Genomic DNA, 17,074 nt, shown 5'->3' on the forward strand with positions numbered 1-17,074 from the left:
TATGGGCGAATGTGCATAACGAATGGATTATCTAAATAGATACTCAAATGGCTGGAATAAAGATCCATAGACCCTAGGAGACGTGTTTTTAAAATCTCGAGATTTTAATCGTTGACATATTTCCTGTTCTTCATAAGTTAAATCGGAATGTTGGGTAAGTATTTTCATCTGGTCCTTATATACTTTTTTGTTAGCTGCTATGTTACGGAGTCCTAGAAATGGTCGTTTATCATCTATGGGTTCTGTATCGCTGTGTGTGTCAACATAGCTATTGATAACATCCACATCCTCTTTTGTTAAATCTTCGTCAAATAAAGTAATGTTGCCATGTACATAATCAATGATCCAAAAGCCCTGTGCACCCCTCACATACAATTTCTTCTTGTTCTTTTCGTAAGAATAAACCCGGTCGTCTATCTCGTGGTAGTCTGAATGGACGGATCTTACTCTGTAATCTCTTAACTGTTTCCAATACGATATTTCGAAATCCCGAGGAAGTTGATCTATGATGAATAGATCATAAATAATGAGCATAAGGAGTACAAGAGTAATCCGTAAAAACATGGAAAATAGAGCGCCACATACGAACAATAGAGAGATGCATAAGGAAATAAAAAAATTATATTTTTTCATCTTATTCACCGTTTAAATCTATATCCGTGTTAATGTCAGAATACCATTCATATGGGGTCAATATCCCCGCCTTTTGCAATTCATGAGCACCATCATTTATTAAAGCTTTAGGATTCAGTTCACCCCAATGGTCAAAATTGTAGTAGTCTTGGAACAGTCCTTCTACATGCACTGAATTTTCACTAGTTCTGGTTATTTTTAGATTTAGAGAACCTTTACCGGGGCCCATATGAAAATCATATGGATCGCCCTCCATTGGACCTATACTTATCGCACGGAATTGTGTTTCCCCTACCGGAATTGCACCTCCTATTTCTGTTACTTGTTCCTGAAAGGATTTTCCGTTTATTATCAATGAACTCATTTCAGAATCAGCGTCAAAGTGTAGAGGTTCTCCCTCTCCTTCGTATGCGTGCCTGTATAGTTCCCGTGAAAGAGGGGTGACTTCTTGTGCTACGGATGAATTAGAAGCAAGGGCATAAAACCCGCCTAATATCCTGGCTGCAGTATTGGAAGCAAGGTTAGAAAACCTGCCTGGCATCTCGGAGGCAAGGTCAGACAGCTCACCTGGTATTTCACCTATATCATCAGAAAAAATGTCAGACAGTCTGCCGGGTATTTCACTTATACCATTAGAAGAATTGGTATTGAATACGGTGTCTGCTTTTTGTTTGGCCATTACACCATCCAATATATATTGAGCTTTTGAAGAAGAGTGGTAGTCTTCAATCTTAAGTTTGCCAGTCTCTATACGCGTACGATATTCATTCGCTTTTTTATACGTTCGTTCATCCATACAAACAATTGCATTTAGTGCATAGTTTAATCCCTTGCTTAACCATTCATCCCGATACCTTTCGGGAATCAAATCTCTCAATATTGGATATAGTGAGGCTGTAATTCGCTCATCGTCGCCATCTCCTGTTAAACCGTGTTGAGCATTGAAATTGCTTAATGCTGCATATCTCGCAATAATATCAATACGCTTGTCCTCATCCTCTTCACCCAATGAAAGCAGTTCATCAACAAATGTATACTGTTCTTTTCCTAACCAGTTCCATTTTGTCCCGTTTGCTGATGCAGATCCTCCCGCTAGGGTGTTCCCGCCAATGGCTTTCGCCGCAGCAGCTCCGACGATGGTGCTGATAATCTGCGCCGTACCAGGATCTATCCCCTTTAGGTTCTTGATCAGTGCCTCGTTGAGACCTGCACCGACAGCACCAGAAGCAAAGCCGGCACCCGTGATCTGGCTCATGATGCCGCCGATGATGGCATGGACGGCGATTTTCCTGCCGCTACCGTCGTCGGGGAGGTTATGCGCGAGACGGAAGGCTTCTTCCCCGAAGACACGGGCGAGTTCTTGCTGCTCCTCGATTTTCTCCTTGTCGAAGATCCTGCCAAGCTCGTTCAGCGCGTGCTCCGTATCACGGCTGAGGGCAGAGATGTCCTGCGTGGGATTCTCACGAATCTCAATCGTTCCCCGTGCTACGGCAGAACTGGTCGTGCTGTTCGCATCGCCCTTGGCAGGCATGGAGAGGCTGGGGGAGAGGCCTATGGTGTTATAGACCTTGTTCTTCTCTTGGTGGCTCATCTTGTCATAGCTGCCGTAGTGGTGATACTCGGCGCCTATGCTTTTCGAGCTGTAGTCCGCACCGTTCTCCAAATCGCTGAAAGAGAACGTTCCCGTACTGAGGCGGTTCTTTCCCGCATCCGCTTCGCTTGCAATGACCGCGCCCTTGAGGTCGGTGTTCTTTTCGACGTAGATGTCGAAGCCGCCTTTTCCAGCGAAGATGCCGGACTGGCCTCTGGCGCTTCTATAGTGGGAGTCGATCGTTCCTCTGCCCGCCGAAAGGCCGAATGTGGGCTTGGAGAATTTTCCCGCGCGAATATCCCACGAGAGATCGAAGCCTGCCGATGTGTTCTTCTCCTCGTAGGTTTCCTTTTCCTGCAAGGTCTCGATATTGAGATTGCCGCCGATCTTGGCCGTGACCTTGTTGCCTTGCACTGTGCTGCCGAGGATGTTCGTATCCTTGCCGCTTTCGATCTGCAGGGCGTCTTTGGCAGCGATCTCCGTCGGGGTGTAGGTCGAGGCATTTTCCTTGCTGTTTCCCTGTGCTTTGCTTGCGTGCAGACTGAGGCCTGAGAGGCCTTGCGGGCTGAAGGAGACGCCGATGCCGGCGGAGCTTGCTTCGTTCTCGCTCGTCGTGCGGCTGCTGTTTTCTCCTGCAAGCAGTTCTATGTTCTGCTTTGCTGCAAGGGCGACGTCCTTTCCTTCGACTTTAGAGCCTTGGATGGTAAGATCGCGTTCGATGGCAGAGAGCGTTGCTTTCTCTCCAGCGGCTATTTTGCTGCCCGCATATTCCTTGGTGACGCTCTCCGTGCGGCTGTAAGACTTGCTTGTGCCGAGGCTGAGATTTAAGGAGAAACCCGAGGCATCCTGCAGCGGGTTTTGTCCTTTGCCAAAGTTTTCGTTTATCAAGCGGCCGGCCTTCCAAGCGTAGACGGCTTTCAAGCGGTCGTCCTGCACTTCGCCCATGCGCTGCAAAGGTGCGGCGATCTCCTGTCCGAGGCTCAAGAGCCCATGCCCGAGGCTGACGGTCAGTCCCGTCGTTCGACTCTCCTGCGTCAAGACATCGCGGTAGATATTTTCCCTGCCGTCGATGTGCGTTTCCTTCGCCGTGATGGTTGCATTTCCTCCGGCAAGGACGCTGGCAGAGGTCAGATGTGCGGTATCTCCCGCTGTGATCTTAACATCGCCTGCAAAGCCTGCGATGTTCGTTCCCGCCTGTGTAAGCGCGGAGCTGTCGCGCTCGCTCTTGACCTGCTGCGTGCCGATGGTGAAGCCGAGACCGCCGGAGGAGAAGATGCCAGAGGTCTTTTCTTCCTTGAAGCTGTCCGTATGGGCGTAGTTCTCTTCCGATGCCGCAGTGAAGGTTCTTCCTGCAGCGATATTCGTGTTATTGTCCGCGAGGATGTTTGCCGCCTGCAGCGTCACGTCTTGTTTGGCGGCGAGGTTGATGTTCCTGCCTGTGACGAGCGTGCCGCGCGCCTCGTCCGTCGCATTGTCGATGCGGATGGTTGTCCGGGTGCTCGACAGGAAGCCGCTTGCCGTATGGCGATGACCGTAGTGATCTTCGGCAGTTTCGCGTCCTGCGGTGAGGGTGATGTCCTTTCCGGCGGCGAGGGAAGTCGTGCCTTCCGTGCTGGCGATGGTAGCGGCTCTTGCTTTCAGATCGTTTCCGGCAGCTATGGAGATGTTTCCATCGGCGCGAATCTCCGTGCCGAGTTCCGTGCCGCGCTTGGTGCGCAGATAGTTCTCTGCATTCTCCGTCATGTCTTTTTGGCTTTGGAGCTTCTTTGTGTCAAGCGTGATGTTTTCTCCCGCTGAGAGGAGGACGCTGCCATTCTTGCCAAGCGCGGAGAGCGTTGCGCCGACAAGCTCGATGTTCTTTCCTGCGCTGGCGACGAGGACGCCATCCGCGCCCTTGACGGCGATGCCTGCCGTCGTGTTCAGTACGTCTTGGTTCGCCAGATGCTCGCTCGTGCTCTTTGCCGCTATATTGCCCTTGGCCTCCAACACGACAGACTTCTCGCCGAGAACCGAGCCTTGGATGCGGATGTCTTTTTCCGACTGTAACGCGATGTTCTTGCCGAGGACAAGCCCCGAGCTTTCCAGATCTCCCGTTTTGGCAATGATGTTCTCCCCGTAGAGCGTGCCTGCATTCTTGAGGGCTTCCTTGGTCTCGACGACGATGTTCTTCGCCGAGATGAGACTGCCGCCTTCGGTGAGTCGGAGTCCATCGGTGTTTTTCGTATAAAGGACGGGATAGATAGCGCGCTCCTTTTGTCCGTTGACTTCAACCTCGCGCTCTTCGAGCCAGATCATATCCGAGGTGAGGGATGCGATCTGCTCCTTGGATAGGGCGACGCCTGGGGCGAGGTTCATCTCTTTGGCATAGGAAATGCCCGCATCCATCAATGCTTTGAATGCAGTTTCATCGTCCGTATAGCCTTCCAGATGGCGTTTTCCCGTCTGCCTTAGAATCTGATCGGCAAGAAGCTGTTGCTCGTAGAAGCCGTCGCCGATGCGCTTGGGAATCTTGTCTTGATCCCATTTCATTTGGCGGTACATGTAGTCCGAGGAGAGGAATTTCCGCTTGTTGGTAAAGGCGGGATCCGTTTCTACGAGATACTTTGCCGTGGCTTCCGGATGGACGTGGTAGAGAGAACTGACGAAGAGGGATTCCATCTTCGTACGGTCGTCGGATTTGGATGCATTCGTGTGGGAGAGTCCGAAAGGGGAAAGCGCGTTTTGCACGCGCTGTCTCTGTGCATCTTGGATGTCCGCCTTTTCGACGGACGCAGCATTGCCGCCCTCATAGGTCTGCACGCCGATGGGGGAGGGATTGCTCTTGGTGATTTCGGGCGTCATAAAGACGACGTCATGATATTTCCGTACTTTTCCTCTATGAAGCCAGTTCCTTCTTTCGGTATAGCTGCCCTGTGTCGTTCCGAAGGTGACGGCAAGTTCCTGCTGTTTTTGGGCGTCTTCTTTGACCGCCCCCGTTGCATGGAGCGTTCCTCCTGCAACGATGTTGCTGTCCTCGTTTTCAACGGCGCTGTTCAAAAGGATGTTCGCGCCTGCACGGATACTGCCGGGGAGAGAGGAGGTAACATGTTCCTTCGAGAGGATCGAATGACTGCGAATCACGGTGAAGTGGATGATCTTCTGCCCTGCCGCTGTGCCGATCTTTTGATTGTACGCTTTTGCCTCTGCATTATACGCCGTAATCTTTTCGTTGAGTTTTGCAAGAATCGCTTTGTATGCTTCATCCCATGCAGAACGTGCAAGATCGTCTGCAGCGGGGCGGTCCGTGCTCATGGAGGCGATGCCGAATTGTTTGAAGATCGGATCGTCGTAAGCGTATGTCGGCGCAAGGGTGCCGATCAGTTCGTCCGGAATGGGCTTTTCACCTGCAGCACGTTCTTCCTCTGAGATTTGTTCGATGGGCTTGTACTCCGCAGGTTCAAGAATCGCCTTTGGCGCGACATAACTGTGGTATGCGCCGTAGCCGCTGTTGATCTCGCGAAATTCTTCTGCGGGAAACGCCTGCCCTTGTTCGATATGGCCGCCCTCATCAATGCGAAGCTTCACGGGATTGTCTTTCGTCTCTGTGATGACGCGCTTGGCGGAGAAGGCGGCGTTTTCGTTCTTCGTCAAAGGCGCAGTGATGGAGATGTTTCCCTGCGCCTCGATGCGTGCGCCGCGATTGGCGACTTCTTCTTTTGCCGCAAGCGACAGATCGCCGCCCGAGTAGAGCAGAGCATTCCCGCTGTTTTGGATGGAGTTTGCTTGAAGAGCGAGAGCTTCATGCGCGGCAATGACACCTGAGGGAAGGGCGGCAAGCTCGGCTTTGACGGCATCTACAACCTTTTGCTGTGTGTCGTAGGCGGATTCGGCGGCTTGGATGATAGCATAGAGCAGGAGCTTGTTGTTTTGGCAGCATGGCTTGAAAAACTGATTCGCGAGAATGCACGGGTGGCACAGAATCAGACGGCGTATCTGAAACAGGAGAATCATGACCACCCGTCAAACGGGTGGTTTGCTCGCCCCTATAAGGGGCAGTTACCAGCCAGCGTCTAAAGACGCTGGCTTTCACTACGTTCAAGCCAGATTGCTCTTGACTCGTCACCGCCCTTAAAAGGGCGTTTGTACTACTTGCTACCCTTAAAAGGGTCTTCGTATTCCTTCACACTCAACTTATCCATCGCAACATCATGCCTTTCTTGCTCTTGGATATACTTGCGAATGGTTGCTTCATTTAAGCCAACCGTACTCACATAGTATCCTTCTGCCCAAAAGTGCCGATTGCCAAATTTGTATTTCAAATTGGCGTGTTTGTCAAATATCATTAACGCACTTTTCCCTTTGAGATATCCCATAAATTGTGATACACTAAGTTTCGGCGGAATGCTTACCAACATATGCACATGATCGGGCATCAAGTGTCCTTCCAAAATCTCTACACCTTTATATGCACAAAGTTGCCTTAAAATGTCACGGATGCTCGCTTTATACTGATTGTAGATGATTTTCCTACGGTATTTAGGCGTAAACACGATGTGATACTTGCACAGCCACTTTGTATGCGATAAACTATTAGCTTTCTGTGCCATAAGCACCTTTCCTTTCTGTATACTGGCTTGAACAACCTTAGTATACTACCCGGAAAGGTGTTTTTGGTATAACCATTTGTCTTCCACCCGCATAGCGGGTGGTTTACTGTGTCGCATGCTTTGCATGCGACACTGGGTCACGACCCATAATGAGATTCGCGCACGCTATCTGGAAAAGCTGAGGAGTTTGGAGAAGCTGGACGAGCAAATTGCCGAGAGGGAGAGCAAGAGAAATACCTTGGAGAGCATGATTCAAGTGGTATATGGTATCAACGGAGAGCTGGTTGTGTTTGATGAGGAGCTATGGGGCGGGCTGCTCGATCACATTGTGGTCAAGGAGGACGGGCAGGTGGTTGTTGTTTTCAAGGGCGGGATTGAGATTGCGCTTGAGGGATAATTTCTCCATTTATTTATGAACACTTGGAGAAATGTGCAAAAAAATGTACATCATCTGTGCTATACTTTCTGTGTAAGCAAGATGAAAGGGAGACATAACGATGTATGGTGCAAATAAGAAAATGCTGAACCTGCTGATTCTGAAGGTACTGCAGGAGCACTCGGATGCAGAGCATCGGCTGATGCAGGGCGAGATTATACGTCTACTGCAGTTACAGTACGGGATTATCTGTGATCGTCGCTCGGTGCGCAGCAACATCCAATCCCTGCAGGACATGGGCTACGACATCGCAACGCATGGCGGATGTTGGCTTGTGGAACGGGACTTCGATAATGCCGAGCTGCGCATGCTGATTGACAGCGTGCTGTTCTCCAAGAATTTGTCGGGAGTGCAGGCCAAACGACTCATCGAGAAACTCAAAGGCTTCGGCAATCGTTACTTTCACGCCAAGGTTGCCCATGTGTCGAATTTGCCTGAACTGTTCCATTCCGATAACAAACAAGTCATGGTAGCCTTAGATACGCTAAACGATGCCATAGAGGAAAAGAAGAAGGTCAGCTTCATCTATAACTGCTACGGCACGGACTTCAAACTCCATCCAAGACGCGACGAGCCGTACATCGTGAATCCTTACCACATGGTAGCCAACAACGGGCGTTACTACCTGATCGGCAATTACGACAAATACGATGATCTGTCCCACTACCGCATTGACCGCATAACTTCTGTCACCATACTCTCGGAGCAGGTCAAGCCGAAAAAGGATGTCAGGGAGTTTGCCGGAGGTTGGAGCCTCCCCAAGCACATGGCAGAACACATCTATATGTACAGTGGCGACAGCGTGACGGTGAAATTCATCGCTGATACGGATTTGATGGACGAACTGATTGATTGGTTTGGAAGGGATTTTCACATCAAGAAAGAATCTGAAAATAAAATGCTTGTGACGCTCAGATGTAATGAACGGGCTATGAAATATTGGGCGTTGCAATACGGAGGACATATTGAAATCAAGGAGCCGCAAAGCTTGCGTGAGACTGTCAAAGCGACTGTCCTAGATATGGCGAAGAAATATGGAGGCGAATGAAGTGTGGCAAGATAACATTGGTGTTTGGCGCATCCATCTGAGAAATGATATTTCTGCCAAATATACGAGAGCTGATTTAATAAATTTCTGCAAGGATGAGAATTTGATTGGTGTAGGTTGGCAGAATATAACCACGAAAAAAGATTCCGAAGCATCCATTAAAGAGCAGTCTGTTACCGATAATGGCGAGTATGATATGGCAGGATTTAAAGCCGTCAATACCATGCGAAAAATGAAGGTTAACGACCTTATTTGGACAAGATGGGACGGAGTATATTATCTGTGTCGGATAACTTCTGAGTGGACGAAACGCAAGCCTAAGCAGAAACATAGTGATTTGGATATATCGAATTATGTGAATGTAATATGGCTCAGGATTGGAACCGAAGGCAAGGTGCCGGGAAAGGTCATCAGCTGTTTTCGTCCCACATCGTCTGCGCAGGCGATTCGAGGCATGGAAAATATTTCTAAGTATTTGTGGAATGAATATAGCAAAGAACAATTTTATAAAGTAGATAAATCATTTGAGTTATGGTCATTGCTTTCATCGGAAGAAGTGGAAGAAATAGTTTTGTTGTGGTTGCAAATGGAAAAAGGCTGCTATGTTTTCACATCTACGGTGAAAAATTCAACTCCGCTGTATGAATGCACATTGGTAAACAAAAGCGGAATACGAGTTTTCCCTCAAGTAAAAAAAGAGGATACGCTAGATGCAAGAGATTACATGGCGGCAATAAATGATAACGAAACCAATCAAGTGTATTTATTTACCACATCAGAAAAATACAAAGAAAATGGATGCCCTAATATTCACTATGTAAAAAAACAGGATATTGAAAATTTTATCAGAAAGAATCGCGCCTTGTTACCCACGATAACTCAAAAATGGATTGAATTGTCCACATTCAGCCAATTGGAGGATTGAAAGGAGCACCAACAATGTATGGAGCGATTTTAGGTGACATGATCGGTTCGCCTTACGAATTTGACAGGGGCGAAAAAATCAAGGCGTTTCCCTTGTTCATCGAAACATCCCGTTTTACCGATGACACCGTTATGACCGTAGCCGTAGCGGATGCCTTGCTCTATGCGGGTAAAGATGCCGAGGAGGAGAAAATCTGCACGGCGGTTGTTTCCTCCATGCAGCATTGGGGCAGGAAATATCCCAATGCAGGATACGGCGGCAAATTCCGTGAGTGGCTCAAGGAAAAAGAGCCGAAACCTTATGGCAGTTTTGGCAACGGTTCGGCGATGAGGGTATCTCCTGTAGGCTGGATTTACGACTCTATCGAGCGCACGAGAGAGATTGCCCGTTGGACGGCAGAGGTTACACATAATCACCCCGAAGGTATCAAAGGCGCAGAGTCTGTGGCAAGCGCCATCTACCTCGCGCGGACGGGAGAATCCAAAGTGACTATCAAACAGTATGTTGAGGAGGCGTTCGGCTATAATCTCTCCCGCACATTGAAGGAAATTCGTCCTGCCTACAACATGGACGTGACTTGTCAAGGCTCCGTGCCGGAGGCAATGATCGCTTTCTTGGAATCTACGGATTTTGAAGATGCCGTGAGGAACGCCATCTCCATCGGCGGCGATACGGATACCACGGCTTGTATTGCCGGAAGCATTGCCGAGGCTTACTATGGACTTACGCCGACATTGGAAAAAGAGTGCTTTGAGCGCATCCCTGAAAAAATGAAATCCGTTCTGCGCCACTTTGACCGTGTGAGAGGGCAGGAAATACAAGGCGAACCTATTATCGAAGCGGTGCTTCGTCGTTATCTCAAGGACGAGTCCAAGGAAAACATGGCGGCTGTATTGGACGCATTTTATATGCGCATGAAAGATGGCGGTTCTTTTCTGCTCCCGCCAAGTGAAGTGCAGCGATTTGATGCGTGTGTCGAACGTGGAGATTACGACAGTGTAATAAGCATCGAAGCCTATACTTCGGATGGCGAATTTTTCATGGGACTGGACGAAGAAGACGAAAATGCCAATTATATTACGGAGGTAAAAATTTACGATTTGCTGTCCTTTATTGCCAAGGCAACCGATGCAGAGGCAGGGATTGACATCAACTACGCTAAGAATTTTTATCTGAATCGCGACATGGCAAAATCAATTTTAGCAAAAGGGGAAGAGAACGTTGCTCATCCGCGGGGGCTATATCTCCCTATGCCGGATACAATATCCATTTCGCCGAAAGACCTAAGCCCCAAATTCATCTCCGGTGTTCGATTTTGCTTCATGTGCACCTACGATGTCTACAATAACTACTGCGAACTTTATCATCGGAACGGCAAAATTTACCGTTATGATATTTCCGGTGATCACAAGAATGTTAAAAAAATCTGTCAGGTATTCCCTGCACTCAAGAAATTTAATGAGAGTGGCGGTCAAAACGGTAAACTGGAAGAATGGGAGTGGAATTACTACGAATTGGGGGCATGGGTCTTTGCGCACGCCGAAGTGAAAAAAGCGTATAAAATGCGTACGGGACATACCGACTGTTTGACATGGAGTCCGGATGATGCCTATATGACGATACAGGAATTGTTGAAGGAAGAAGATATGGTGTTTACACCTATGTCGATTCATGCCGATGCGATCCGTACCATGAGCGATTATCAACATGACCGTGAAGGAATTCCCTCCGGGTGGATTTACCTGGGCAACGATTATGAACGGTATGTGCTTGGGCAGCCAGGAGAACGCAACATCCTCGTTTTGGGTGTAAACCCCAGCACAGCCAAGCCGGGCGACGACGACCCTACGATCAGAAGTGTACGCAGGATTGCAGAGAATAAGGGCTATGATGGTTGGATTATGATGAATCTTCACCCGCAGAGAACACCCCATCCCGAAGAGATGGAGGATAATCCCATATGGAGCGAAAATAACCCGATGGTTGTAAAAGCCGTGATGAGAGAGTTTCATACACACGCCGTATGGTGCGCTTGGGGAAATATGATTGATATGACCGGTAAGGGGTTTTTGTATGGTGCGCTATTTGCAGTTTATGAAGTCCTCGGAGACTGCGTCAAGTGGTACAACTACGGTAACCTGACCAAGGGGGGGAAATCCCCACCATCTGAAGTGGTAAACTAAAACTGGACACAGAGGGGGTATAAATCAGACACCGTTTGTAGTATTCTGTACACAGGATAACAAGCGGTGGACAATTTAGCTCTCTGATGCGCACAGGAGGTTGCCACATGAAGTACACGAAAGAGCAAAGATTGGACATAGGCCGTCGGATTTACGACGGCGAACTCACAAGGTATGAAGCAGCAGAAGAATATGAGATCAGCGACGAAACGGCGCGAAATTATATGCGGCAGTACCGAAATGCCACCCGACTCCCTCCAAAAAGAGGAACAAAGAGCAACTGCGGTCTTGCCAATATGAAATTCAAGCCGACGCCCGCGGGACTGGAAGACCTCCAATCCATGACGAAAGAAGAGCTGATCGACGCCCTTGTGATGGCTAGGATTACGGAAGCGCGCTTAAAAAAAGCCTATCTGGTGGAAGGAGTTGGTGCGGAAAAGAAGTTCATTCCTATCGGCAAGAAGAGTACCAAGTAATCGTGGAGCTTTCCGGGGAGTTCCCGATCCAGCTGCTCTGCGAAAAGATGGGCATTCCACGCAGCAGTTTCTACAACTGGAAGAAGAGCGTTGAAAATCCATCGGAACAGGAGAAACGGCTTGTACAGAGCATCGAGTTGTTCCAGCAATACCATAGCCGCTTTCCTTCTCACGGGTATCGTTGGTTGAATGCCAAGATCCGGTTGGACAAGGGAATCGTCTTTTCCGATCCCTATGCCCATAAATGCTGCAAGATTGCTGAAATCAAGAGTGTTTCCAAGCATTACAAGTACAAGAAGCCCGGGGATTCGTTCAAAACGTACCCGAATCTGTTGCTCGCAGGAATCAATATTGCCGGTCCGATGGAATGCGTGGTGAGCGACATGACTGCCTTTTATGTGCAGGGCATCTATTATGAACTCACGTTGTATATGGATTTATGGAATGATGAGCTGATTGCACATTCGCTTTCATCCAAGCGCGGCGATCGTATGACCTATCTCAATGGTTTGCGGGATGTCATCGAGTTCAAGAAGCAATATCCGAATCAGGAGCTTGTCCTTCATAGTGACCGAGGCTCTGTATACGCTTCCAAAAGCTACAACGAACTCCTGCCCATGTATAACATCACTAGATCCATGTCCAGAGCCGGCACGCCGACGGACAATGCTGCCATGGAATCCATCAACGGATGGGTAAAGGTCGAGTTGTTTACGGATTTGCACATCACATCTGCAGACGATGTCCCCGGGCAGGTCGCCGAATATATTCGATTCTTCAACGAAGAGCGTCCCGCATACGCCCTTGGATACCTTACTCCAAAGCAGTATCGGGAACGGTTCGCGCCCAAGCGCGGAAGAGCCGACACTTGATAAACGGTCATTGTGAATAGATTCCGTAGACATCCAAACCAGCATAAAAATCTCGGTCTTCAACGGTTGTCTAACGCTTCGATAAGGTTTGTCTGAGATTCAGGTTTCCATGACTATTTTTGGAATTTTTGTGTCCAGTTTTTGTTGACAAGTGCACTATTATCTGATCCTATTACATTGTATCGTTATTGACGTTACGTCGTTCATTAGAGCGTAATGAGTGATACGGTTTAACGATGCGTCCCCTTAACTCATTTAATTATCTCAGTATCAAATCCTACAGCTTCAAGACCTGTGGCAATGACAGCATTTCCTAGTGTTTTATTTCTCTCACCTTCATTAAGTAAGTCTTCTAATGTTAACCTATTTTCTACAAGTGCCAATACAAGGTCAAAATAGAATTTCACCTCATCAAATCCTTCATAATCTACGGCCCTTGCAGATATAAAATCCTCACCAATAACGAAGTCATATCCGCTGCTTACTGACTTACGAATCCACAATTCCTGCGCAACTTTGTCAAAGTCGTTGTTAATATCAAAATACACCACAGGGACTTCATATCTGTAATTCCATAAATCATTCAAAAAATACGTTTTCCCATCGCAACTTGTCTTCACTTGTAAACCAGCATGTTTGCTAGCTATTACGCTTCCACTCTTCATGTTTGCAATCTCTTCAGTTTCCCTATTAACCCAAATAACATCTCTCTGCGGATCTGAAAAATTATATTGTCTGAACCACTCTCGTTTTGTCCGTTCAAGTCCTGTTCCTATTGCTTTAAACTTCTCGGCGATCTTTCTTTTTATCTTTTTTTTCCTGCTCGCAAGGGACAACCACTCTCTATTTAGTTCCTCATCTTCTTCACATCTTCGCACAATAACGGCCTCAGCTATTTTCCCCAACAACTGCATTGTTGTATCATGTGGATTAAGACTATAAATGATGCTTAAAGTTAGCTTATTATCTTTATAGGAAATTTTACCGAGGTCATCCATTAAGATGTCGAACAATTTCTTACCCGTATATAGGTTTAAAATTTCTATATTTCTTTTCCCTCTATTATGAAACTCACTATATTCTTGTGACTTACATAATTTTCCATCTCCATCAATAATCCCTACAATCATTCTGCGCCCATTCATAGTTTCTCCTCCAAAGACACTCAAAAATTAATCATCCCAACCGTTCACTCAACTTCGTATTCCGAACGCTTGTCCTTTCATTCTTTATAGCCATACCGACAGCTTTCTTCTCTCCAACCAGCACCAGTATTTTCTTCGCTCTCGTCACCCCAGTGTATAACAGATTTCTCTGCAACATCACGTAATGACTCATCGTGAATGGCATGACAACGATCGGGTATTCTGAACCTTGTGCCTTATGAATTGTCGTGGCATACGCCAACACCAACTCATCGAGTTCCGTAACATCGTAGATAATGCCTCTGCCGTCAAAGTCAACAGTCAATTCTCGTTTGATGTTGTATAAATAAAGTTGACAACTTCTTCGCAAGGAATAGATGTATAATGAACGATGAGAAGGAGCGGTCAAAATGGCAACAAACAAGCAATATGATCACGAGTTCAAAGTTCAAGCAGTAAAACTCGCCCAAGAAATCGGTCAGGCGAAGGCTGCTAGTGAATTGGGGATTTCAAAAAACACCATGTACACGTGGAGCCGTGCCCACCGTATGGGATATCTTGATCTTGGGCACGGTACACAAACACCCACGAGCGCCATGTCCCTGCATGAAGAAATCACCCAGCTCCGTGCACAACTCAAAGCGCAGGATAAAGAGATTCGGCGACTAAAGAAAGAGAACGACTTTCTGGAAGAAGCAAGCACTTTTTTCGCCGCCAGCCGTCTGAAGTCAACAAAAACGAACGCATGAAATTCATCGCGCTCAAGACTTCAGATGGCGCAATCAAAGGAAACATCAGCTTCTATTGCAAGATTCTCGATGTCACGAGGCAGGGATTCTATCAGTACTTGTCAAACAAAGATCGTCCGTGGAAATATCAGGCGCTAGCCGATGCCATGATGCAGATTCATGCGGAGGATGAATGCAATGACACCTACGGAAGAATCCGCATGTGGCAAGCACTCAAAATCAAGCAGCCGGAAGGCGTCCATATCCCGAGCGAGCGAACGGTTTACCGCGTCATGGAAGAAATCGGACTTAGCCATCGCCCCAACCGAAAGCTGAACGGTATCACCAAAGCAGATCGAGCGGCACACATGTCGGAAGATCTTCTGCGGCGCGATTTTCATGCCGATACGCCTCTTTCCAAGTGCATTACGGACGTGACGGAAATCAAGGCGTGTGATGGAAAACTCTATATTTCAGCGCTCTTCGATTGCTTTGACTCTGGTGTACTCGGTCTTTCCGTGGATACGAACATAAAAGCCCCCCTGTGTGTCAAGGTGCTCGCTAACGCTATGCTTTCTTATCCGAAATTCAAAGGGGCAATTCTGCATTCCGATCGCGGCAGCCAATATACGAGTCAGTTGTATCGAAAAGCTGTTCAAGACTACGGGATTCAGCAAAGCATGAACAGCGCTGGTGGTCGCTGTCATGACAACGCACGCTGTGAGAGCATGTGGGCTCGAATGAAGTCGGAACTGCTTTATGGTCGTTATGACACGCAAAAGATGACGACGGAAGAATTGAAGGTGTTAATTTGGCGATATTTCATGAGCTATTGGAACAACCGCCGAATTTGTTCAAGAAATGGCGGACTTCCTCCGATGGTGAAACGCCAACAGTTCTATGATTCCTTGGACGTAGCTTCTTAAGATTTCATTTCCTTGTGGGGAATTTGTCAACTGATCTTGACAATATCAAACTGTGTCATCAGTGCTTCTTTTTCAATGCTATTTTTTAGGATCCAGTTTTTGTTGACAAGTGCAATCCTCATCACGGGGCATTTACTTATGCCCCTGTTGACCCTGCCAATCGTTCAACTTCTTCCTGAGACAACTGTGTTGCTTCAGCAATCTGGGAAAGTGTGAGTTTCCCCAAAGCAATTAAAGCCGTCGCCGTCCGACGAGCCGATTCGACACGCCCTTCCATACGCCCCTCTTCCAATTTCTTCTCTCCGAATTTCTCCATCAGTTCGCACATGGCATGTACCCCCTCTGCTTCTGCTTTAAAGTAATCAGCTCTTTCAGCCAGCTCCTTATAATTCATCTGCTCCGGACTCTCACAGAAGAAATCCTGCATCAACCGTCCGAGTGGCGTATCATCACGGTTTGCACCATTGACGTAGAGGATATGCGCCCCATCATCAAACGGTCGCTGAAGCTCTTGGATGATTCGCTCCACATGGTACAGCGGACAACCCGCTCCATAGATGTCGTTTTCTGTAATGAAGATCACCCATGTCTCTGGAAGCTCAGAGAACTCCGCCCCTTTTGCCAGTTCCCGCGAATCCATCATGCTGCTGTTGTAGCGTGCCCGACGCGGAGCGGCACCCTCGTTGGCACGCTGTACCTCGCAGTCGTAGAGCTTCCCCTCGCTGTCTTCTGCCAACACGTCGAAACGCACGCCGCGACCATAGAGATTGTCCGCACTCTGCTGGGTGACGACATGCTTGACAACGAGATCGTCGCGTCCGAAGAAGATACGCAGCAGGAGCTGCATTCCCTCGACATAGTTATCAAAACATACGTTGAAAAACGTATCGTCTATCAAGCGGAACTTTTGAATCAGCATACCATATTCCGCCGGAATGTCCTTCTTGATTATCCTCACCGCGCCTATATCCTCCTCACCTTGTTCTACTATCATAGTATGCACTACGGCAAAGATTGTCAAGGCTGAAAATTTCAGCAAAACATCCAAGGGTGTCAAAAATCCGAGTCGTAAAAATGCTCGTGAAGCCAGTTCCCGTAAGGCTTCATAAACTCTGACATTTTTCCTTTCGAGTGCGCCATAGGGGTGTCAAACGCTTTGACACCCCTGCCAGTTGGTCGAATTTCCATCGAGCAAAAAATCTCTGAACATCGTCAAAAATCAACGAGCTTCCAGACAGGGAAATCTCTGAAAGCCCTTGCAGACTGCGGTTTCACGGCATATGGCAACGATAGCCTTTGTATCATTTTCACGCATTAGACATCCGTCTTACCACTAATTTTGATACAATCTAACGATGCACCCAAACGCACATAACGATGCACACGCACACCGTGTGCAGATTTGCACCTCCCTCATAACGATGCCGTGTTCATCGTTACGGAATATGAGTTTCTGTATTTTCAGCATCTATGAGTACCGTATGCCTCATGAACCCGAATTTTTCATGATTTATATTCGGAGCGT

At 47.7% G+C, this 17,074-nt stretch carries 12 protein-coding genes and 2 pseudogenes; 8 read left to right on the forward strand and 6 right to left on the reverse strand.

All coding sequences use genetic code 11. The features are described from left to right. Window positions 1-27: 27 nt before the first annotated feature. The 3 genes from SELSP_RS12440 to tnpA form a co-directional block, all read right to left on the reverse strand. Window positions 28-369, reverse strand: coding sequence for a hypothetical protein (locus SELSP_RS12440; protein ID WP_232362311.1), 342 nt, complete (start codon window positions 367-369; stop codon window positions 28-30). Window positions 370-634: 265 nt separating this feature from the next. Then, window positions 635-6,214: a hemagglutinin repeat-containing protein gene (locus SELSP_RS12445; protein WP_006190916.1), complete on the reverse strand. Its 5,580-nt coding sequence runs from the start codon at window positions 6,212-6,214 to the stop codon at window positions 635-637. Between the two features lie 134 nt (window positions 6,215-6,348). Next, window positions 6,349-6,810, reverse strand: a complete 462-nt coding sequence (gene tnpA / locus SELSP_RS04890) for an IS200/IS605 family transposase (RefSeq protein ID WP_006193881.1) — start codon at window positions 6,808-6,810, stop codon at window positions 6,349-6,351. Window positions 6,811-6,955: 145 nt separating this feature from the next. Here tnpA and SELSP_RS04895 point away from each other — a divergent pair. The 6 genes and pseudogenes from SELSP_RS04895 to SELSP_RS04920 all read left to right on the forward strand — a co-directional run. Next, window positions 6,956-7,207 (forward strand): annotated as a pseudogene (locus SELSP_RS04895) (recombinase family protein); the annotation flags it as partial. A gap of 100 nt (window positions 7,208-7,307) precedes the next feature. Beyond that, complete coding sequence (locus tag SELSP_RS04900) at window positions 7,308-8,294, forward strand: helix-turn-helix transcriptional regulator (RefSeq protein ID WP_006190909.1); 987 nt, start codon at window positions 7,308-7,310, stop codon at window positions 8,292-8,294. Further along, window positions 8,281-9,219, forward strand: a complete 939-nt coding sequence (locus tag SELSP_RS04905; protein ID WP_006190908.1) for a hypothetical protein — start codon at window positions 8,281-8,283, stop codon at window positions 9,217-9,219. The genes SELSP_RS04900 and SELSP_RS04905 overlap by 14 nt, the downstream gene beginning before the upstream one ends. Window positions 9,220-9,233: 14 nt before the next feature. Next, window positions 9,234-11,402: an ADP-ribosylglycohydrolase family protein gene (locus tag SELSP_RS04910; RefSeq protein ID WP_006190907.1), complete on the forward strand. Its 2,169-nt coding sequence runs from the start codon at window positions 9,234-9,236 to the stop codon at window positions 11,400-11,402. 107 nt (window positions 11,403-11,509) lie between these two features. Then, window positions 11,510-11,878 (forward strand): helix-turn-helix domain-containing protein, encoded by a 369-nt coding sequence (locus tag SELSP_RS04915; RefSeq protein WP_006193206.1) that lies wholly within the window; start codon window positions 11,510-11,512, stop codon window positions 11,876-11,878. Beyond that, window positions 11,860-12,750: pseudogene (locus SELSP_RS04920) on the forward strand (IS3 family transposase); the annotation flags it as partial. The gene SELSP_RS04915 and the pseudogene SELSP_RS04920, both read left to right, overlap by 19 nt. Before the next feature lie 251 nt (window positions 12,751-13,001). On the opposite strand, the gene SELSP_RS04925 reads toward SELSP_RS04920, so the two are convergent. Next, complete coding sequence (locus SELSP_RS04925) at window positions 13,002-13,895, reverse strand: hypothetical protein (protein ID WP_013740742.1); 894 nt, start codon at window positions 13,893-13,895, stop codon at window positions 13,002-13,004. A 31-nt stretch (window positions 13,896-13,926) separates the two neighbouring features. Beyond that, window positions 13,927-14,160: an ATP-binding domain-containing protein gene (locus tag SELSP_RS12465; RefSeq protein WP_267878521.1), complete on the reverse strand. Its 234-nt coding sequence runs from the start codon at window positions 14,158-14,160 to the stop codon at window positions 13,927-13,929. A 145-nt stretch (window positions 14,161-14,305) separates the two neighbouring features. Between SELSP_RS12465 and SELSP_RS04935 the strand changes: the two genes are divergently transcribed. After that, entirely contained in the window at window positions 14,306-14,644 is a 339-nt protein-coding gene (locus SELSP_RS04935) for a transposase (protein WP_006190904.1), read from the forward strand. After that, entirely contained in the window at window positions 14,641-15,549 is a 909-nt protein-coding gene (locus SELSP_RS04940) for an IS3 family transposase (RefSeq protein ID WP_006190903.1), read from the forward strand. Before SELSP_RS04935 ends, SELSP_RS04940 begins: the two co-directional genes overlap by 4 nt. A gap of 136 nt (window positions 15,550-15,685) precedes the next feature. On the opposite strand, the gene SELSP_RS04945 is transcribed toward SELSP_RS04940, so the two are convergent. Continuing rightward, window positions 15,686-16,507 carry a PD-(D/E)XK nuclease family transposase gene (locus SELSP_RS04945; RefSeq protein WP_013740743.1) on the reverse strand — a complete coding sequence of 274 codons (822 nt, stop codon included), beginning with the start codon at window positions 16,505-16,507 and terminating at the stop codon, window positions 15,686-15,688. Window positions 16,508-17,074 lie beyond the last annotated feature (567 nt).

The sequence above is a fragment of the Selenomonas sputigena ATCC 35185 genome (genome assembly GCF_000208405.1).
GTDB lineage: Bacteria > Bacillota > Negativicutes > Selenomonadales > Selenomonadaceae > Selenomonas > Selenomonas sputigena.